Here is a 20,715-nt window from a genome sequence, read left to right as displayed (position 1 = left end):
GCGGGGGGGGGGGGGGGAGCCGTTCGCGTTCGCGGGTGCTACTCCTCGATCTCGGAAGGCTCGTTCGAACGTTTGCGAAGGGCCTGGACCGTGGCGATGGTGACCGCGGGAACCATGAACAGCACGAGGAAGATCAGCCAACCGATGAGGGCTCCGCCCCCGCCGTAGGCGATGGCGGGGATCCCCCAGATCACGAAGATGATGCCGCCCCAGATGACCAGGCCGTTGACATTGGGGCCGCCGCCCTTGCCCTCGTCCTCGGTGGAGGCGGTCTTCTCCTCGCTCTTTTTTCGCACCTGGGTTTCGGTACGAATGGCGGTGATGACACCGGGCCGAAGCGCCTGGGGCAGGTCGTCGAAGAGAGGGGTCAGATCGGCGTTGGTGACCGCGTGCAGGACGGCCTCCGAGCGTCGGTCGTGTTCTGCCAGGTCCAACCGCCCCTCCTGCAGTGCCGTGCGCAGGTGCTCCAGAGCATCGTCGCGTTCGCTGTCGGAAAGGCGGTAGCGGCGGTCGGGTTCGAGCTCTGACATGGTGATCCTTCTCAAAGGGGGAGCGGCCTGGGGTCTGTTACGACGTATCTCGTTCGTTCCCCGTTCCGGGACTCTGACGCGGACACGACACGCGCGGCCCGGATACCACGGAGCATTCTGGTCCCTGGCAGCATAAGTCGGGTGAGTACGCCAGGATCTCCCCCTGACAGAGGCCGCCCAGCGAAGGCTGCCCCCACCCCTTGGACCTCGGGTGCGCCACGCCCGATCTACGCCACTGGTGGGATCGCCGCCGCCTCCGCGGCCGGTATCGGGCTGGCGGTGCTCGTCACACTGACCATGATCGGCTGGGTGGCCGCACCGCACGACACCTTCGGGGAGGACATCGCCGACCTGTTGCGGGGAGCCATCCTGGCCTGGCTGGTGGGCCACCATGTCTCCTTCGCCCTGCCTGAGGGGCAGATCAGCATGCTGCCGATGGGCCTGGTGTTGTTGCCCGGTCTGTTGTTGTACCGGTTCGGGCGTTGGTTGGCGCGTAACTGTGAGATCGGGCGCCTACGTCACGTGTACCGGGCGGCTTTGGCCATCGCCGGCCCCTACTCGGCGATCGCGGGGACGTTGGCGCTGCTCGCGCACACCGAGGTGCTGGAACCGAGTATGCCGCGCGCCCTGCTCATGGGCTTCGTGATCGCCTTCCTGGCGGGGGGTCTGGGTGTGCTCCGCCAACTCATGCGGGACAAGGGCGTGAGCTTGGGCGACCTGCTCGCGCTGATGCCGGACCGTCCACGCTCGCTCCTGGTGGGGATGCTGGTGTCCACGGGCACCCTGCTCGCCGGTGGCCTGCTGCTGTTCCTGGTGGCGCTGGCGATGAGTTTCGAGGAGGCGGTGGAGACCACCGGTTCCCTCGCGCCCGGAGTGGTCGGTGGTGTGCTCTTGGTGATCGTCCAGTTGGCCTATCTGCCCAACGCGGTGGTCTTCGCGGTCTGTTACGCGCTCGGCCCGGGGTTCGCGATGGGCACGGAGACGGTGGTCTCGCCCACGGGGATCNGCCCCTGCCGATGCTGGCGGCGTTGCCGGCCAACGGAGCGGCTCCGGCGCTGTCGTTGGCCGCGTTGGCGGTGCCGTTCGTGGCGGGAGCGATCGGTGGGGTGTTGACCCAACGCAGTGCTCCGGACGTGGTGAGCGAGGCCGCTCCGCTGTGGGGGTTCGTGTGCGGGGTGACCACGGGGATCCTGTGCGCGGCCCTGGCCGTGACCTCGGGCGGCTCTTTGGGCGCTCAGCGGCTCAGTGAGGTGGGCCCCTCGGCCTGGCAGGTCGGTCTGGTGGCCGCGTTGGAGGTGGGTGTGGCCGCGGCGGTGGCGGCGTGGATCGCGAACTGGTGGTACACGCGCGAACCGTCCCGCGAGGTCGCCGCCGACCGGGAAAGGAAGGGTGAGGCGGAAAAGACGGCCGAACCCGCGCCACCGGCGGTGGAGCTTCCGCCGGACGTTCCGATGGGTCGGGGACTGGCGACGGTCACCCCCTTGCGTCCCCGCGTGGAGTCGGCCGAGGAGAAGACCGGACGGAATCCGGCGGCGGAGGTCGCCGTCACCGAGCACCGAGCGGAACCGCGGCGGGCACGGCGCCAGGATCGCAGGATGGAACGGCGGGCGCGCAAGGAGGCCCGCAGGGAGTTGCGGTACCAGCGGCGGGCCCGCAAGAGCACGCGTTCGTGGTGGCGCCCTGGTGGTGGCGAGCCCACCGAGGACGAGATGTACGGCATCACCTATGAAGCCGCTCCCGAGGAGTTCGAACGGCGCGAGTGATCCGGTGGGGGCGTGCTGAAGACACCCCCACCGCCGTGCGGCTCCTACCCGCCCTGGGGGCGGGCTTTGCGCTTGTCCGGCTCGAAGACGGCGTTCACCAGGTCGGTGCACCACTTGAGCAGTTCCAGGTCCCGCAGTGGCTTACCACCGAGCCCGCCGGCCTTGGGGACCGGAACCAGGAGGGTCTTGGTGGCCTCCTTGTGGATGGACTTGGGGTACAAGCGGCGCAGTCGCAGTTCCTGGGACTCCCGAAGTTCCACCGGTGAGAATCGGATCTGGTTGCCCTGCATGACCACGTCGGCCAGCCCCGCCGACTTGGCCAGCACCCGGAACCGGGCGACCGCCATGAGGTTGTCCACGGGCTGGGGCGGGGTGCCGTACCGGTCGGTGAGCTCCTCGTAGGCGGCGAGGATGTCCTCCTCGCCCGACACGCTCGCGATGCGTTTGTAGGACTGCAACCGCAACCGCTCACCCGGAACGTAGTCGTGCGGGATGTGGGCGTTGATGGGCAGCTCGACCTTGGTCTCGACCTCTTCGGCGGCCTGCGGGTCGCCCTTGAGTTCGGCCACGGCCTCACCGACCATGCGCACGTACAGGTCGAAACCCACCCCCGCGATGGTCCCGGACTGTTCGGCGCCCAGGATGTTGCCGGCACCACGGATCTCCAGGTCCTTCATCGCCACGTACATGCCCGCACCCGTCTCGGTGTGCTGAGCNCGGGCCCAGCCGCTCGTGGGCGGTCTCGGTGAGTGGCTTCTCCGGCGGGTACAGGAAGTAGGCGTAGGCACGTTCGCGCCCGCGTCCCACCCGGCCACGCAGCTGGTGCAGCTGGGAGAGCCCGTAGGCGTCGGCACGGTCGATGATGAGGGTGTTGGCGTTGGGCACGTCCAGGCCGGACTCGACGATGGTCGTGGAGACCAATACGTCGAAGTTCTTCTCCCAAAAGTCCACCATGACCTTTTCGAGCTGCTGCTCGTTCATCTGGCCATGCGCGTAGGCCACCCTGGCTTCGGGAACCATGCGCTGGAGGGACGCGGCCACCTTGTCGATGGAGGCCACCCGGTTGTGCACGAAGAACACCTGCCCCTCACGCATCAACTCGCGCCGGATCGCCGCGGTGATCTGCTTCTCCTCATAGGGGCCCACGAAGGTCAGCACCGGGTGACGTTCCTCGGGCGGGGTGAGGATCGTGGTCATCTCGCGGATGCCGGTCAGACCCATTTCCAGGGTGCGCGGGATGGGGGTGGCCGACATCGCCAACACGTCCACCTGGGTGCGCAGCCGCTTGAGGGCCTCCTTGTGCTCCACGCCGAAACGCTGTTCCTCATCGATGATGACCAGCCCCAAGTCCTTGAAGCGGGTCTCGGAGGACAGGAGACGGTGCGTACCGATGACCACGTCGATCTCGCCGCTGCGCAGCCCTTCCCGGGTGAGTTCCACCTCGCCGTCGCTCTGGAAGCGCGACAGCGGTTTGACGGTGACGGGGAAGGACGCGTAGCGCTCGGTGAAGGTAGACATGTGCTGCTGGACCAGCAGGGTGGTGGGTACCAGCACGGCGACCTGTTTGCCGTCCTGCACGGCCTTGAAGGCGGCGCGCACCGCCACCTCGGTCTTGCCGTAGCCCACGTCACCGCAGATCAGCCGGTCCATCGGGACCGACCTGCCCATGTCCTTCTTGACCTCGTCGATGGCGGCCAGCTGGTCGGGCGTCTCCACGTAGGGGAAGGCGTCCTCCAGCTCCCGCTGCCAGGGCGTGTCCGGGCCGAAGGCGTGCCCGGGGGAGGCCTGACGCGCCGAGTACAGGCGAATGAGGTCGCCCGCGATCTCACGGACGACCTTGCGGGCCCGGCTCTTGGCCTTGCTCCACTCGGCGCCGCCCATCTTGGACAGGGTCGGTGCCTCACCACCCACGTACCGGGTGACCTCGCCCAGCTGTTCGGTGGGCACGAACAAGCGGTCACCGGGCTGACCGCGTTTGGAGGGCGCGTACTCGATGAGCAGGTACTCGCGGGTGGCCCCTTGGACCTGGCGGCTGACCATCTCCAGGTAGCGGCCCACTCCGTGCTGTTCGTGCACCACGTAGTCGCCGGGCTTGAGTTGGAGCGGATCGACGGTGCCCCGACGCCGGCTGGGCATACGTCGCATGTCCCGGGTGGAGGACTTCTGCCCCACCAGGTCGGTCTCGGTGAGCACCACGGTGCGCACCGACCGCAGCAGGAAACCGTGGTCGACCAGACCGGTGGTGACGGTGGCGACCGACTCCTTGGGCGCCTCGAGCAGGTCATCGGTCAGTCCGGCGCCGAGCCCCGCGTCGCGCAACATCGTCACCAAGCGCTCGGCGGGTCCCTGCCCCTGGGTGACCAACACGACGCTCCAGTTGTCGTGCAGCCAGCCCTTGATGTCGGCCAGGGCGCGTTCGGTGTCCCCACGGTAGGAGTCGGCGGGCACCGCGCCCACCATCACCGCGTCGTCCTCCTCGGAGGCGTTGTCCTCCTGGCCGGCGGTGAAGGGGGTCAGCCCCCACCAGGGCAGGCCCTGCTCGGTGGCGGTCGACCGTAGGTCGGCGATCGACATGTACGCGGACCCGCCCAGGTCGATCGGGGCTTCACCGCCGGAGGCGGCGTTGATCCAGGAGGCGTCCAGGAACTCGGCGCTGGTGGCTTCCAGTTCCAAGGCCCGGGTACGGATGCGTTCGGGGTCGCAGCCCACCACCATGGCGTTCTCGGGAAGGTGGGTCAGGAACGGTTCCATGTGGTCGGCCAGGACCGGTGCGAACGCCTCCATGCCCTCCACGGCCACGCCGTCGGCGATCTTGGTGAGGATCTCCGCCAGGGAGGGGTGTTCCGTGGCCAGGACACGGGCGCGTTCGCGGACGGTGTCGGTGAGCAGGAGTTCCCGGCAGGGAGGCGCGAACAGGCCGGAGGCGGCACTGGTGCGTGGGTCACCGCCCTCGCCTTCGAGGGTGATGGAGCGTTGGTCGGCGACCTGGAAGTACCGGACGTCGTCGACGGTGTCGCCCCAGAACTCCAAACGCAGAGGGTGTTCCTCGGTGGGTGGGAAGACGTCCAGGATGCCGCCGCGCACGGCCATGTCACCGCGTTTTTCGACCAGGTCGACGCGGGCGTAGCCGGTGTTGGTCAAAGAGGTGACCACCTCTTCGAGGGCGACCTCGTCCCCGGGCCGGATACGGACCGGGCGCAGGTCGCCCAGACCGGCCACCAAGGGTTGGAGGACACTGCGGATCGGTGCCACGACCACCCGCAGGGGAGCGGTGAGCGGGTCCGAGGGGTCGGGGTGGGCCAGGCGGCGCAGGACCGCCAGGCGACGGCCCACGGTGTCCGAACGAGGGGAGAGGCGTTCGTGTGGGAGCGTTTCCCACGCGGGGAAGAGCGCGACCGAGTTCGCGGGCAGCAGTGAGCCGAGCGCGTCGGTCAGGTCGGCGGCCTCACGCTCGGTAGCGGTGATGGCGAGCACCGGCCGGGCGGCACCCACGGGCGCGTCGGCGGCCAGTGCGCCCACCATGAAGGGCCGCAGTGCCGCCGGTGCGACCAGGTCGAGATGGGGATCGCGGCCGCTGCGAGCGGTCTCGATCGCGCTGTGCAGTGCCGGGTCCCGGGAGACGTCGGCGAGAAGTCCAATGAGGCTCATAGCACCAGGGTTGAAGTGGGTCCGGTTCAGGTGTCGCGTTCTGCGGTACGTGCGGTGGCGGTGGGGACGATCACGGCCACGGATCCCTCGGTGACCTGTCCAGGCACGGATGGGCCGCACGTGAGCCGGGCGGCCGCGAGGTGGGTGGGGAGTGAACCACCCTCCTCCTCAGCTTATCCAGTCCGGTGACGGGCCGCAGGACGGATTCATGGGAAGGCGCCCCGGGCGTTCGCGCCCCGGTCCTCCCCTTGGGGAACGTCTTGGGGGCCCCGACTCTTCCCGGTTCGGACACCTCGGCGCCGTGCCGCCGAAGCGGACCGGATTAGGCTGGGCGGGATCGGTGGTCGAAGCGGTAGGAAGGACGTGAGTGGTGAGCGCCCACAGTCGGGGGAACGAGCCGGTGGAGGACACCGACCGAGGGGGTGCTCCGGCCTTCGCTCCGGACCCGGACGGCCTCGCCCACCTGGAACTCATCCTCAGCGGGGCGTACCCCTTCCCCGGGTTCATGACCCGAGAGGAGGCGGAAGCCGTCACCGACCGTGGACGGTTGCCCGATGGTCGACCCTGGCCGGTTCCGGTCACCTTGGAGGTGCCCGGTGACCTGGCGGGGGAGAGACGGCTCACCCTCACCGATCCGGAGGGCGCTCCCTTGGCCGAGCTCTCGGTACGCGAGCACTGGGAACGGGCGGGCGCCCACCATCTCGCCGGCGACGTCACCATGCTGCGTCCGGCGATGCACGGGGTCCTGCGCGAGCTGCGCGCCACCCCCGCGGAGGTTCGGGCCCAGCGCGAACTCGACCACCAGGTCGTGGACCGGCCGTTGTTGGCGGTGTTCACCGACCGACCGCTGCACCATCGGGCCCTGCACCAGGTTCGGGCCGAAGCCGAGGCCCTGGGGCACGGTGGCGAGCGAGCCGAGGTGCTCGTGATCGTCGACGCGCCCCTGCACGACGAAGGGGTGAGCCCCGCGATCCTGGCCGCCGAACCGCTGCTGTCGCCCCGTGCTTCCTTCGTGGTGGTCACCCTGCCCAGAACCGGGGGGCGAGCCTGCGGTTCGATCGGCGGAGTGTGGTCCGAGCGTGACACGGCCCTGGCCGCTCACGTGGCCGCGGCCTACGGGGCCACCCACATGCTGGCCGAGACCGGCTCGCGTGGGCCCGAGATCGAGCGGGTGATGGCGTTGCGGCCACCGTTGACCGTTCTGGACCCCGAGCCCTGGAGATACGACTCCGGGGAGGCGCTGTGGAAGCCCTTCACACACGTCGACCCACGTCAGGCGGTCCCGGAGTTGTCCGACGCCGACGTCGAGACGGAATTGGCCCACGGCCGGGAACTGCCCGCGTGGTTCACTCCGGCTCGGGTCGGGGCCGAGCTGGCCCGGCTACGCCCGGCCAGGACCGAGCGGGGCATCACCCTGTTGTTCACCGGCTTGTCCGGTTCGGGTAAGTCCACCATCGCCCGCGGGGTGTGCGACGGCATCCGCCGGGCGGGGCGCACCGTTTCGCTGCTCGACGGCGACCTGGTCCGCCGGATGCTCTCCAAGGGGCTGACCTTCTCCCGCCAGGACCGGGAACTCAACATCCGCCGGATCGGCTACGTGGCCTCAGAGATCACCCGCCACGGCGGGGTGGCGGTGTGCGCGCCGATCGCGCCCTATGCGACCGGGCGCGAGGAGGTGCGTGCCATGGTGGAGGAGTTCGGGGACTTCTTCCTGGTGCACGTGGCCACACCGCTTCGAGTGTGTGAGTCTCGTGACCGCAAGGGCTTGTACGCCAAGGCCCGGGCCGGGGAGATTCCCGAATTCACCGGGATCTCCGACCCCTACGAGGAACCGACCGACGCCGACCTGGTGCTCGACACGGTGGACACCGACCCAGCGGAATCCGTGGCCGAGGTGATGGCGGCCCTGCGCGAGGGTGGTTGGCTCCCGGAGGCCGAACAGCACGTGAGCGAGGATTAGTTGACGGACGAGAACCCGCGCCCCGGCCACCGGGTGCTGCGCTTGGTCGAAGTGATGGACACGCTGCGGCGGGAGTGCCCCTGGGACCGGTCCCAGACGCACGAATCCCTGGCCAAGTACCTCATCCAGGAGGCCTACGAGACTCTGGAGACCATCGAGGAGGGCGACTACCCGCAGTTGCGGGAGGAGCTCGGCGACGTCCTGCTCCAAGTGGTCTTCCACGCGGCGATCGGTGCCGAACGTTTTGAGGGCGACCCGGCCCGCTTCACGGTGGACGACGTCGCCGACGCCATCATCGACAAGATGACCCGCCGTCACCCGCACGTGTTCGGTGCGGTGGAGGTGTCGGGCACCGACGAGGTGTGGTCCAACTGGGAGGCCATCAAGGCCGCCGAGCGGGAGGCCAAGGCCAAGGCGGACGGGGGCGACGGGCGCACCTCGGTGTTGGACGGGGTGCCCTTCGCCCAACCGGCGGTGTTGCTCGCCTACGAGCTACAAAAGCGCGCGGTACGCAATGGTTTCCCCGCCGATCTGGTGGGTGATGACGGGGCCGAGGGCGGTGAATTGTTCGCCGCGGTGGCGGCCGAACGCGACCAGGGACGTGACCCGGAGACGGACCTGCGTGCCGCCGCGCGCCGGTTCGATGCCCGGGTCCGTGCCGCCGAGGACGCCGCGCGCGCCGACGGCCGTGAGCCCCGTGAACTGAGCGAAGGGCAGTGGCGGGCCTACTGGTCGAGAACCGTCGGGTGACCTCGACTCTCCGGTGCGGGTTCAGCGCTCGCCTGGGATCCCCTTGGGCAGGGAACGCGGGTCGATCACCTCGGTGACGGGGTCTCCCGGAGCCAGGCCCGCGCTGAACGATTCCTTGGGGCGACGGGCGGATTCGCTGATGGTCAGCAACAGGCCCACGATGAGCCAGTTGGCCATCAGCGCCGACCCGCCCGCGGACAGGAACGGGGTGGTCATACCGGTCAGCGGGATGATCAGGGTGGCGCCGCCCAGCACGATGAACACGTCGAACGCGATGAGGAACCCGTAGCCCAAGGCCGTCAGCTTGAGGAACACGTCCCGGCTGCCCAGGGCGATCCGGAACGCCCGCTGAGCGATCAGGAACAGTAGGACCAGCACCGCCAGCAACCCGGTGACGCCGAGTTTCTCGCCCACCGACACCAGGATCAGGTCGCTGTCGGCGGCGAAGATCTCTTGGGCGTGGCCGTCGTGGAAGCCGGTGCCGAGCAGCCCGCCGTAGGCCAGGGCGATCATGCCCTCCACCACCTGGAAGCTGCCGCCGGGTGCGTTGTAGACCTCCTCGTCGAAGGCGTTCAGCCAGGTCCGGACTCGGTTCTGCACGTGCCCGAACAGCAGGTACGCCACGTAGGCCCCGGCGGAGAAGGCCACCAGTCCGATGAGTACCCACGACTTGCGGGCCGTGGCCGCGTACAGCACGGCCAAGAACGTGCCGAACAGCAGCAGTGAGGTGCCCAGGTCCTTGGTGCCGACCAGGAGCAGGATCGCCATGCCCCAGCCCACTCCCATCGGAGCCAGGTCGCGTGCGCGTGGGACGCTGAACACCTTCACCCCGCCGATGCGGAGGGTGTGGGTCACCAGAGCCAGGACGTCGCGCCGGCGTCCCAGGTAGGAGGCGAGGAAGACGACCAGCAGCACTTTGGCGAACTCCGAAGGCTGCATGGTGAACGGCCCGATCATGATCCATCGCCGTGCGCCCAACACCTCGTGGCCCAAGGGGGAGAGGGGAAGCAACAGCAGGAGCAACGCGGCCAGGGCGAGGAGGTAGGTGTACAGGGTCAGTCGACGGGGGTTGCGTACGAACAGTACGGAGCTCGCGCACAGCACCATCCCCGCCAGGGTCCATAGGAGCTGTCGATCGGCCTCGCCGTGTCCGGGGTCGGTGCTCCGGGACATCTGCAGCACCCAGATCATCGTGATTCCGAGTCCGCTCAGCGCGGTGGCCACCGGGAGCAACACGGGGTCGGCGTAGGGGGCGACGAAGCGGAGAAGGGCGTGGATTCCCAGGGCGCCGATTCCGAGCGCCATCAGGTAGGTGGTGACGCTGGGATCGATGCCCTCGGTGAGCGCCAGGGAGGCGGTCGACAGCGCGGCGACGGTGATGCCCAGTGCGGCCAGGAGGAGGGTGAGTTCGGCTCGACGTTGCCGAGCCGGTCGCATCGTCCCGTCCTCGGGAGCGCTCTGAGGGTCGGTCACGTCTGGTTCCCACCGTCCACGAGAGTCCATAGCGTCTGAGCGGGGGAGGTCGGGGGTCCTCGGTTCGCACTCTAGACGCGTGGCCGGTTTGAGCAAGGAAACCGGCCGCTTTCGGGCGGGTCCGTTCGAATGGTCCGGAACCGGGGTAGGGGCGTTTCCACGGTCGGGAGAGGGTCATCGAGATCGCTCTGGCCGCCCTGAAGGTCGGCGTGTCGTATATGGACTAGACCAATCCGGCCGGGGGGCCTCCACGCGGTGAGGTCGAGGTCGCTAGTCTCGTGTTCCGGGTCCGGTAAAGAGTGGACCCAGACACCGAAGAGACGGAGAGATCGTGGCGTCCATCGAGTCAGTACAGGCGAGGGAGATCCTTGATTCCCGGGGCAACCCGACAGTCGAGGTCGAGGTCCTGCTCGACGACGGGACCCTCACCCGCGCCGGTGTCCCCAGTGGCGCCTCCACCGGGAAATTCGAGGCGGTCGAGCTGCGTGACGGCGGCGACCGTTACGGCGGTAAGGGCGTGTCCAAGGCCGTCACGGCCGTCAACGACGAGATCGCCGACGAGCTGCTCGGCCACAGCCCGGACGAACAGCGCATCATCGACCGTGCGCTCATCGACCTGGACGGTACCCCGGACAAGTCCCGGATCGGCGCCAACGCCATTCTCGGCGCTTCCCTGGCCGTGGCCAAGGCCGCCGCCGAGGAGGCCGGGCTGCCCCTGTTCCGCTACATCGGCGGTCCCAACGCGCACGTGCTGCCCGTGCCGATGATGAACATCCTCAACGGTGGTGCGCACGCCGACAGCAACGTCGACATCCAGGAGTTCATGGTCGCCCCGATCGGTGCGTCGACCTTCTCCGAGGCCCTGCGCTGGGGCACCGAGGTCTACCACTCCTTGAAGTCGGTCCTCAAGGCCCATGGCCTGGGCACCGGTGTCGGCGACGAGGGCGGCTTCGCCCCGAACCTCGACAGCAACCGAGCCGCTCTGGACCTGATCGTCGAGGCGATCGAGAAGGCCGGTTACACGGTCGGCGCCGACATCGCCCTGGCGCTGGACGTGGCCGCCACCGAGCTGTACTCCGACGGGGCGTACACCTTCGAGGGCAAGACCCGTACCGCCGAGGAGATGAGCGCCTACTACGCCGAACTGGTCGACGCCTACCCGCTGGTCTCCATCGAGGACCCCCTCGATGAGGAGGACTGGGACGGCTGGAAGACCCTCACCGAGCGGCTCGGTGACAAGGTCCAGTTGGTCGGCGACGACCTGTTCGTCACCAACCCCGAGCGGCTCCAGCGCGGTATCGACGCCGACACCGCCAATTCGTTGCTGGTGAAGGTCAACCAGATCGGCACCCTGACCGAGACGCTGGACGCGGTCTCCCTCGCCCAGCGCAGCGGCTACACGGCGATGATCAGCCACCGTTCCGGTGAGACCGAGGACACCACCATCGCCGACATCGCGGTGGCGACCAACGCCGGTCAGATCAAGACCGGTGCCCCGGCACGCAGTGAGCGGGTCGCCAAGTACAACCAGTTGTTGCGTATCGAGGAGGAACTCGACGACGCCGCCGTGTACGCGGGCGTGTCGGCCTTCCCGAGGTTCACCGGGCGCGGCTAGTCTGCCCCAGTGCCCCACGAAACCCAGCAGCCACCCACAAAAGCCCGGAAGTCGACCAAAGCCGACAGGCCGCGCAAGGGTGCTGCCACCAAGAAGGGCACGAAGGCCAAGGTCACGAGCATGGGCCGCACCCCTCGGATGCGGCCCATGCTCACCAGCCGGGCCGCGATCCTGGCCCTGGTGGTCTGCGTGATCGCGCTGAGCCTGGCCTATCCGCTGCGCGAGTACGTCATGCAGCGCGCCCAGATCTCCCAGTTGCAGGACGACCAGGCCCGTATGGAGGCCAACGTCGCCGAGCTGCGTGAACGGGAGGAAGCGCTGAGCGAGGATTCCTACGTGGAGCGCGAGGCCCGAACGCGGCTGCACTACCGGTATCCGGACGAGACCGCCTACATCGTCATCCGTCCCGAGACCGAGGGCGACACGTCGGTGGATCCGTCCGAGCCCACGGACCCCTGGTTCACCGAGCTGTGGCGTTCGGTCGAGGAGGCCGACCGCCCCGAACCCGACGACGGGCTCTGAACGGGTTCCCCACCGGGAACGGCGACACGGGGTCCTCCACTGCGCCTATGCTGGGGAGGCCATGAATTCCGCAGATCAGCCCGTTTTGGGGCACACCGACGGCGGCCCCGCGTCCGACCGGGACCTCGCCGCGATCGAACTCCAGTTGGGACGCACGCCTCGCGGGGTCCGTGCCGTCGCGCACCGCTGCCCCTGTGGCCTTCCCGATGTGGTCAAGACCGCGCCTCGGCTTGAGGACGGCACCCCCTTCCCGACCCTGTACTACCTGACCTGCCCCCGCGCGGCCTCGGCGATCGGTCGGTTGGAGAACGACGGTCGAATGCGCCGGATGCAGGAGCGGCTGGCCGAGGAGCCCGAACTCCAGGAGGCCTACACCAAGGCCCACGAGTCCTATCTGGCCGAACGGGCCGAACAGGCCCGCGTCGATGGTGTGGAACCCCTTCCCGAGGGCATGCAGAGCACGGGCGGAATGCCCACCCGGGTCAAGTGTCTGCACGCTTTGGTCGGCCACGAACTGGCCGTTCCGGGGACCAATCCCTTCGGCGCCGAGGCGCTGGAGGAGCTTCCCGAGTGGTGGGCCAAGGGCCCCTGTGTCTGTGTGGACGAGAACGTGCTCGAGGGTGTCGAAGGGACGGAAGGTTCATGAGCGGTGTCGCGGCGATCGACTGCGGAACCAACTCGATCCGGCTGCTGATCGCCGACGTCGTCGCTTTGGACGGTGACGAGGTCCAAGTGGTCGACGCCGACCGGCGCATGGAGATCGTGCGCTTGGGCGAGCACGTGGACGAGACGGGTGAGTTCTCCGCCCAGGCCTTGGAACGCACCTTCGAGGCGCTGCGTGGGTACGCCGAGGCGATTCGGGCGCATGGGATCGAACTCGGTCCGGACACGGTGCGCATGGTCGCCACCAGCGCCACCCGGGACGCGCGCAACCGCCAGGTGTTCGTGGACGGGGTTCGCGAGATCATCGGGGTGGAGCCCGAGGTGGTCACGGGCCTGGAAGAGGCCGAGCTGTCCTTCGTGGGCGCCACGGCCGAACTGGACGCCGCCGCGGCCGATGGTGGGGTGGACGAGGCTTTCGCTCAGCCCTTCCTGGTGGTCGACATCGGCGGCGGTTCCACCGAGTTCGTGCTCGGCGCGGGCAAAGGGGCGCAGGAGTTGGTTCGTGAGTCCCTGTCCGTCGACGTGGGCTGTGTGCGCATGAGCGAACGCCACCTGCGTTCGGATCCGCCCACCGCCGAACAGGTCGCGGCGGCCACGGCCGACATCGACGTCGCCTTGGACGAGGTGGAGAAGGTCGTTCCGCTCAGGGAGGCCGGTTCGGTGGTGTGTGTGGCCGGTACCGCGACCACCGTCGCGGGCATCGCGCTGGACCTGCCCGAGTACGACTCCGAGCGCATCCACCACACTCGGGTGAGGGCGGTGGAGCTGAAGCGCATCACCGAGGAGCTGTTGCGTTCCACACACGCCGAACGCGCGGACATCGGGGTCATGCATCCCGGCCGGGTCGACGTCATCGGGGCCGGTGCCCTGGTGCTGTCCCGGGTACTGGCGCGCACGGGCGCGGGCCACTTCATCGCGAGTGAGCACGACATCCTCGACGGTGTCGCTTGGAGTCTGCTCTCCCCGTCGGAGGGTGGGGCATAAGGCCGTCCCCAACGTCGTTGTCCTCCTTGGAAGGGTCCTTGGGGCATGACGGAGGGGACCTTCGGAGGGGCGGACCAGGGTCCTCAGGTGAGACGCATCACCCGTAAGGCCCTTGTGAATGCATTCACAACTATCCTGACCTGCGGAAACGCTTTCGGTTTCGTTCGGGGTGTGGTCCGAAGGTGGGCAGATGTGAACCTTCTCGTCGGTGGCTGCTTGTGAAAGAATGCACAAGCAGCCTCCAAGAGAGCCGAGTGCCAGAGCGCGACTCGGAGGCGGCCCCGGCGCCACACGGCGGGGGAGCCGAAGACCGTGACATTCTTCGCGGCCCTTTGAGGCAAGGGCGCCGACAGGAAAACCGTTAGGGCGGATATGCGATGACCGAGAGCAGGAATTACCGGCTGGTACACGGCGGCGGGGACGCGGCGGAGATCCCGCACGTCCTCATCGTTGGGGGCGGTTACCTCGGGATGTACACCGCGAGGCGATTGGAGAGGAAGCTCGGGGCCGGTGAAGCCCGTATCACCGTCATCGACCCGAACTCCTACATGACCTACCAGCCCTTCCTGCCCGAGACCGCCGCGGGCAACATCTCCCCGCGCAACGTCGTGGTTCCGCTGCGCAAGGTCTTCGACCGGGTGCGCGTGCTCGGCGGCCGCGTCGTGCGCATCGACCACGCCGACAACACGGTCCGCTACGAGCCCAATGTCGGTGAGCCCCAGACCCTGCACTACGACCACCTGGTCATGGCGGCCGGCGCCGTCTCACGCACCCTGCCCATCCCAGGGTTGGCCGAGTGGGGCATCGGCATCAAGACCGTCCAAGAGGCCGCCTACCTGCGCAACCACGTCCTCGATCAGCTCGCCATCGCCGACTCCACCGACGACGAGGCCGTGCGGGCCAAGGCGCTCAACTTCGTCTTCGTCGGCGGCGGGTTCGCCGGTGCCGAGGCCATCGCCGAGCTCGAGGACATGGTCCGCGACGCCGTGCGCCTGTATCCCTCGATCGACCAGAGCGAGGTGAAGTTCTACCTCATCGAGGCCGCGGACAAGATCCTTCCCGAGGTCGGCCCGGAGGTCGGTGCCAAGGCCCTCAACCAGCTTCGTCGCCGCGACATCGACGTACGTCTCAAGACCTTCCTCGAATCCGCCGTCGATCAGCGCATCAAGCTCAGTGACGGCAGCGAGTTCGACGCCGGCACCCTGGTGTGGACCGCGGGCGTCAAGCCCAGCCCGGTCGTCGCCGCCAGTGACCTGCCACTGGGGCCCAAGGGTCACGTCGACACCACCGAATACCTCACCGTCAATGGCACCGACAACGTCTTCGCCGGTGGTGACAACGCCCAGGTGCCCGATGGCGAGGGCGGTTACTACCCGCCCAACGCCCAGAACGCCGTCCGCCAGGCCCCAGTGCTCGCCGACAACGTCATCGCGACCCTGCGCGGCACCAAGTTGACCGCCTACAAGCACAAGAACCTGGGCGCCGTCGCCGGGCTCGGCCTGCACAAGGGCGCCGCCCAGTTGTTCGGAAAGATCAAGCTGAACGGGCGTCTGGCCTGGTACGCGCACCGCTGCTACCACCTGCTCGCGGTACCCACCTTCAACCGCAAGATGCGGGTCCTCTCGGACTGGACGCTCGCCCTCTTCCTGCGTCGCGACTTCGCCGCGCTTCCGGAGATGGCCGAGCCGCGTCAGGCCTTCGAGGAGGCCGCGCGTCCCCAGGTCGAGGACGGCCACCTGCGCCGGGTGAGCTGACCTTCGCATTACCACGAACGAAACGACCGGTTCCCCACGGGAGCCGGTCGTTTCGTGTCCCCATCCGGCCAAGTCGAATCAAAGTGGGCAATCGACTCGGCCGGTATGATGGGCACGCCCTCGTAGCCCAATGGTAGAGGCAGGCCCCCTAAAAGGGTCACAAGTGTCGGTTCGAGTCCGACCGAGGGTACTGTGCTCGCTTTGTTCCGCCGCTTGGCTTTGGAGCGTGTTCGGGCGCCCCGTGTCAGGGGTCAGTATTCGGGGTACTGATGCTCCATCAGGAGCTGGAGCTGGGTGAACAGGCGCTCGCCGGGGTCCGACAGGTCGATGCCGCTCACGGCCGCCGCGCGCCGCACCCGATAGCGCAACGTGTTCGGGTGGATGTGCAGACGTTCGGCCGCCACGCGCGCGTCTCCGAACGCCTCCAGGTAGGCGAGCAACGAACGCACCAGGTCGGCCCCGCCGGTCCGGTCGTACTCCACCAACCGGTCCACCCGGGGATCACGCAGGGACGGATCGGCGCGCAGGTGCGCCAGGGTCTCACCGATCAAGACCCGCGAGCGCACGTCGGAGATGGTCGCCACCTCCCGGTCGGCCTCCCGGTCCGGGTCCCGAGCCATCGCGTCCAACACCCGATCCGCCTCGGCGCGCGAGTCGGGCACATCGTTCAACCGCTCCACGAGTGGTCCCACCGCCGCATGGGCCCGTAGCCCCAACGCCGATCGGGTCGCGGTCACCGTCCTATGGGCCAGGGCCAGTACCGAACCCTCCACTTCGCGCCACCCTTCTTCGCCCGGACCACGGGAGAGTTCTGGCAGCAGTGCGTAGACCCGGCCCTTCAGTTCGGTCACCAGGGAACCGCGACGGTAGGCGGCGGTATGCACCGACACCAGGTCGATCAGTCGACGACGACGCAACTCCCGTTCGGGGCGGGCAGGGCGTTCACCCGACGTGCCTTGGGCCACCATCCCGGGCGTCCCTTCGCGTAGCGAGAACGCCATCACCAACGCCGCACGGCCGGTACGCACCTCCACGGTGTCGGCCAGCGCGCTCGCGTCGATCCGCCCTTCCAATAGGCTGGACAGCAAGTCCTCACGCAGTCGAAGTCCCGCACTGGTCTGGGCGTGCTGCCGGATCAGTTGCAGCGCCGTGGTGCGGGCCGCACCGAGGAGGGCCTCCTCCGCGTGCTCGGCCAGCGGCTCGGTCCCCTCCTGTACCCAGATCGAGCCCAGAGGGCGGCGGCCCGCGTGGATTCCCACCGCCAACCGGCGACGGATCCCCAACTCCGGGTGCTCGTCGATGCGCACGACCTCCTCACCGGAGCGCAACCTGGCGAACACCCCCCACTCGCGCAACAACGCCAGGTAGGACTCGGGGCCCTGCCTGCCCAACACCGACAACCTGCGCAGCTCGTCCACCTCGGCGCCGCTGGAGTAGGCCAGCACACGGCTCGCGGAATCCTCGATGCTCACCAGGCCTCCGGTGAGGTGCGCGATGGTCTGTGCCATGGAGAACAGGTCTCCGCCGGCCTCGCCCAGGTCCTCGTCCGCGGTCAGCCGGACCTCGTCGACGATGCTCTGACACACCGACTGGAGCCGGTCCCAGCGCACTTCGGGGCGTACCGACAACAGCGCGATCCCGGCCTCCAAGGCCTCGATGCGCAGGGCTCGTGGTTCGTCGGCCCGTGGGTGCGTACTCATCTTGACCGCCACCGCGGTGGCGCCCCGTTCGGCCAAGGCGCGGAGCATACGCCGGGCCTGATCGCCGCGGGCCCCGATCAACAGGACGAGGTCACCCGCTCGGGCCTCGGCCCGGTCCTCGGGATCGAGGATGACGACGTTGTCCACCTGAACATCGAGTCCGTTCGGTGCCGCCGTCACGTCCAGGATGGGATCACCCAGGGCCGACAACAATCGGCGTAGCGCGAGTCCCGGCTCGGCATCCCCTTGCGGTCCTGTTTGACCAGGAATAACGTCGTTTATCACCAGTGGCCTCCAAGAAACGACACTACTGGAACGTTGGGGACGCGGTGCCGGCCTGGAATGATCCGCGATCATTGCGATTTGTTCATGTGGACAAATGAGAACGGTAAAGAGTGGCCCGCTCCACAAGGCACGGACGTCCACGTTCTGAGACCGTTGAATCAGACCCGACCCTGCTCGACCAGGGACATTCTTTCCAGGGAGGTGCCCATGGACGCCGTGACCAACGTCCCGACGCCGGTGAACGAACCCGTTCTCTCCTACGCTCCGGGGAGTCCTGAGCGTGCCGAGCTCGTCGCCAAGCTCGAAGAACTGGGCCGTGAGAGCATCGACCTGCCGATGCGCATCAACGGCGAGAGCCGCATGGGCGGTGGTGAGCCCATCGACGTCGTTCAGCCCCACAACCACGCGTCCGTCCTGGGCACCACGCGAAACGCCACCCACGATGACGCCCGCGACGCCATCGCCGCCGCCAAGGCCGCCGCTCCCGCCTGGCGGGCCATGTCCTTCGACGATCGCGCCGCCATCATCCTGCGCGCCGCCGAGCTGTTGGCCGGACCCTGGCGGGCCACCATCAACGCCGCCACCATGCTCGGTCAGTCCAAGACCGTCCAGCAAGCGGAGATCGACTCGGCCTGTGAGCTCATCGACTTCTGGCGCTTCAACGTCGCCTACGCCCGAGGGCTCATCGAGCAGCAACCGCTGAGTGTCAAGGGCGTGTGGAACCGTATGGAGCAGCGCCCGCTGGAGGGGTTCGTCTACGCGATCACCCCCTTCAACTTCACCGCCATCGCGGGCAACCTGCCCACCGCACCCGCGCTGATGGGCAACGTGGTGGTGTGGAAGCCCTCCCCGACCCAGCAGTTCGCCGCCGAGCTGACCATGCGCCTGTTGGAGGAGGCCGGGATGCCCCCCGGCGTCATCAACATGGTCACCGGTGATGGTCTGGCCGTCTCCGACATCGCCCTCAACGACCCCGAGTTGGCCGGTGTGCACTTCACCGGTTCCACCAAGACCTTCCAGCACCTGTGGAAGAGCGTCGGCGAGAACATCGCCGGCTACCGTTCCTACCCGCGCGTCGTCGGTGAGACCGGAGGCAAGGACTTCATCGTCGCCCACTCCTCCGCCGATCCGCAGGTGCTGCGCACCGCCATCGTGCGAGGCGCGTTCGAGTACCAGGGGCAGAAGTGCTCCGCCGCCTCCCGTGCCTTCGTCGCGCGTTCGGTCTGGGAGAAGGTGCGCGAGGACCTGGTCGCGGAGACCGAGGCCTTGACGATGGGTGACGTCACCGACCTGTCGAACTTCATGGGTGCCGTCATCGACCGCCGCTCCTTCGACAAGCTGGCCAAGGTCTTGGAGGACGCCAAGTCCGACCCGACCCTGAACGTCATCGCCGGCGGCACCGCCGACGACTCGGTCGGCTACTTCGTCCGTCCCACCATCATCGAGGGCACCGACCCGAGCAACGACGTCTTCCGTACCGAGTACTTCGGTCCGATCGTCGCCGTCCACGTCTACGAGGACGAGAAGTTCGACGAGGTCCTCAAGATCGTCGACGAGGGATCGGCCTACGCCCTGACCGGTGCCATCTTGGCCACCGACCGCGCCGCCGTGGCCAAGGCGACCGAGGCCCTGCGCTTCACCGCCGGCAACTTCTACATCAATGACCGCCCGACCGGCTCCATCGTCGGGCAGCAGCCCTTCGGTGGCGGTCGTGCCTCCGGCACCAACGACAAGGCGGGTTCGGCGCAGAACCTGTCCCGTTGGGCCAGCCCGCGCGCCATCAAGGAGACGTTCGTCGCGCCGACGGTCTCCTCCTACCCCCACCAGGGGTAGCGTCCCGGGCTCGCGCTCCCTCCCGTCCCGAGGGGCGCGAGCCCGCTCCCTGCCGATTCCCGGCCCGCACCCCCCGAGGAACCCATCGGCGCACCCGGCGTACACCGGTCGCGTCTCGTCCGTGTCGGCTCCTTCGCCGGCGCACGTCTTCTTCGAGGTCCCCATGCTCCGTAAACCACTACTGCTCGCCGCCAGGTCCGCGACCTGCCGCAAGATCGTCGAGCGCACCCCCATGACCCGGGCCATGGTCACCCGTTTCGTCGCGGGCGCCACGCAGGAAGAGGCCCTGCCGGCCGTGCGACGTCTGGCCGAGGACCGCCACGTCACCCTGGACTTCCTGGGTGAGGACACCACGGACCTGTCCCAGGCCACCGCCACGGTGACCGCCTATCAGGATCTACTCGCGGCCCTGGGCGAGGCCGGACTGGGCGAGCGTGCCGAGGTGTCGGTCAAGTTGTCCGCCGTCGGCCGCTGCCTGGATCAAGACGGCGAGAAGATCGCGCTGGACAACGCGCGCAGGATCGCCGAGGCGGCCAAGGCGATCGGCACCACGGTCACCCTCGACATGGAGGACCACACCACGGTCGATTCCACGCTGGGCATCCTGCGTGAGCTACGCGAGGACTTCCCGTTCGTGGGCGCGGTGCTCCAGGCCTACCTGCGTCGTACCGAGGCCGACTGCCGTGATTTGAACGGTGTCGGCTCCCGGGTCCGTCTGTGCAAGGGCGCCTACGACGAGCCCGAGTCGGTGGCCTTTCGCGACGAACACGAGGTCGACAAGGCCTACGTGCGAGCGCTGCGCGTCCTCATGGAGGGCGAGGGGTACCCGATGGTGGCCTCGCACGACCCGCGCATGATCGCCATCGCAGGTGAGATGGCCGCCGCCAACGGTCGCGGTGCCGACGACTACGAGTACCAGATGCTGTACGGCATCCGTGACGGCGAGCAGGTGCGCCTGGCCGCCGAGGGCAAACGTATGCGCGTCTACGTTCCCTACGGCGACCAGTGGTACGGCTACTACATGCGTCGGTTGGCCGAGCGTCCCGCGAACGTGCTGTTCTTGGCACGGTCCCTGATCACCCGTAACTGAGTCGCCACGTCCGGAGGAGGAACCCGGTCGATGGCGGTGGTCCGTATGGGTGTCGGCCCCTCGGGCCGGCACGCCCGCCGGGGTCTGCGCCCGGAAGGCTCGGATCGAAGCCGTTTCCCAACGGTGATACTCGCTTCGGAACCCG

General features: G+C 68.3%; 12 protein-coding genes, 1 tRNA gene and 2 pseudogenes. 11 read left to right on the top strand and 4 right to left on the bottom strand.

What is annotated here, in order from left to right; genetic code table 11:
* Positions 1-38: 38 nt before the first annotated feature.
* A complete protein-coding gene (locus D472_RS0117130; RefSeq protein WP_017605699.1) occupies positions 39-530 on the bottom strand; it encodes a DUF1707 SHOCT-like domain-containing protein in 492 nt (163 codons plus the stop codon).
* Positions 531-755: 225 nt separating this feature from the next.
* Between D472_RS0117130 and D472_RS26845 the strand changes: the two are divergent.
* Positions 756-2,293 (top strand): annotated as a pseudogene (locus D472_RS26845) (cell division protein PerM).
* 44 nt (positions 2,294-2,337) lie between these two features.
* On the opposite strand, the pseudogene mfd reads toward D472_RS26845, so the two are convergent.
* Positions 2,338-5,941, bottom strand: a pseudogene (mfd, locus tag D472_RS26840) (transcription-repair coupling factor).
* Positions 5,942-6,308: 367 nt separating this feature from the next.
* Between mfd and cysC the strand changes: the two are divergent.
* Positions 6,309-7,901, top strand: a complete 1,593-nt coding sequence (gene cysC / locus D472_RS0117115; RefSeq protein WP_017605698.1) for an adenylyl-sulfate kinase — start codon at positions 6,309-6,311, stop codon at positions 7,899-7,901.
* A 54-nt stretch (positions 7,902-7,955) separates the two neighbouring features.
* Entirely contained in the window at positions 7,956-8,651 is a 696-nt protein-coding gene (locus D472_RS0117110; RefSeq protein ID WP_239642995.1) for a MazG family protein, read from the top strand.
* 21 nt (positions 8,652-8,672) lie between these two features.
* On the opposite strand, the gene D472_RS0117105 is transcribed toward D472_RS0117110, so the two are convergent.
* Complete coding sequence (locus tag D472_RS0117105; RefSeq protein WP_017605696.1) at positions 8,673-10,154, bottom strand: FtsW/RodA/SpoVE family cell cycle protein; 1,482 nt, start codon at positions 10,152-10,154, stop codon at positions 8,673-8,675.
* A 301-nt stretch (positions 10,155-10,455) separates the two neighbouring features.
* Between D472_RS0117105 and eno the strand changes: the two genes are divergently transcribed.
* From eno to D472_RS0117070, 6 genes are all read left to right on the top strand, one after another.
* Positions 10,456-11,739 carry a phosphopyruvate hydratase gene (eno, locus tag D472_RS0117100; protein WP_017605695.1) on the top strand — a complete coding sequence of 428 codons (1,284 nt, stop codon included), beginning with the start codon at positions 10,456-10,458 and terminating at the stop codon, positions 11,737-11,739.
* Between the two features lie 147 nt (positions 11,740-11,886).
* Positions 11,887-12,261 (top strand): FtsB family cell division protein, encoded by a 375-nt coding sequence (locus tag D472_RS0117090; RefSeq protein WP_026117794.1) that lies wholly within the window; start codon positions 11,887-11,889, stop codon positions 12,259-12,261.
* A 61-nt stretch (positions 12,262-12,322) separates the two neighbouring features.
* Positions 12,323-12,907: a DUF501 domain-containing protein gene (locus tag D472_RS0117085; protein WP_026117793.1), complete on the top strand. Its 585-nt coding sequence runs from the start codon at positions 12,323-12,325 to the stop codon at positions 12,905-12,907.
* Entirely contained in the window at positions 12,904-13,908 is a 1,005-nt protein-coding gene (locus D472_RS0117080; protein ID WP_017605691.1) for a Ppx/GppA phosphatase family protein, read from the top strand. The genes D472_RS0117085 and D472_RS0117080 overlap by 4 nt, the downstream gene beginning before the upstream one ends.
* A gap of 377 nt (positions 13,909-14,285) precedes the next feature.
* Positions 14,286-15,662: an NAD(P)/FAD-dependent oxidoreductase gene (locus tag D472_RS0117075; protein ID WP_017605690.1), complete on the top strand. Its 1,377-nt coding sequence runs from the start codon at positions 14,286-14,288 to the stop codon at positions 15,660-15,662.
* Between the two features lie 116 nt (positions 15,663-15,778).
* Positions 15,779-15,852, top strand: a tRNA-Leu gene (locus tag D472_RS0117070).
* 61 nt (positions 15,853-15,913) lie between these two features.
* Here D472_RS0117070 and D472_RS0117065 read toward each other — a convergent pair.
* Positions 15,914-17,647 (bottom strand): PucR family transcriptional regulator, encoded by a 1,734-nt coding sequence (locus D472_RS0117065; protein ID WP_239642994.1) that lies wholly within the window; start codon positions 17,645-17,647, stop codon positions 15,914-15,916.
* A 207-nt stretch (positions 17,648-17,854) separates the two neighbouring features.
* Here D472_RS0117065 and pruA point away from each other — a divergent pair, with 207 nt between their 5' ends.
* Entirely contained in the window at positions 17,855-19,480 is a 1,626-nt protein-coding gene (pruA, locus tag D472_RS0117060; protein WP_017605688.1) for an L-glutamate gamma-semialdehyde dehydrogenase, read from the top strand.
* 163 nt (positions 19,481-19,643) lie between these two features.
* Complete coding sequence (locus tag D472_RS0117055; RefSeq protein ID WP_017605687.1) at positions 19,644-20,570, top strand: proline dehydrogenase family protein; 927 nt, start codon at positions 19,644-19,646, stop codon at positions 20,568-20,570.
* Positions 20,571-20,715: the final 145 nt, after the last annotated feature.

It is taken from the genome of Nocardiopsis alkaliphila YIM 80379, from assembly GCF_000341005.1.
GTDB classification, from domain to species: Bacteria; Actinomycetota; Actinomycetes; order Streptosporangiales; family Streptosporangiaceae; genus Nocardiopsis; species Nocardiopsis alkaliphila.
This window is presented reverse-complemented; position numbering and strand designations above follow the sequence as displayed.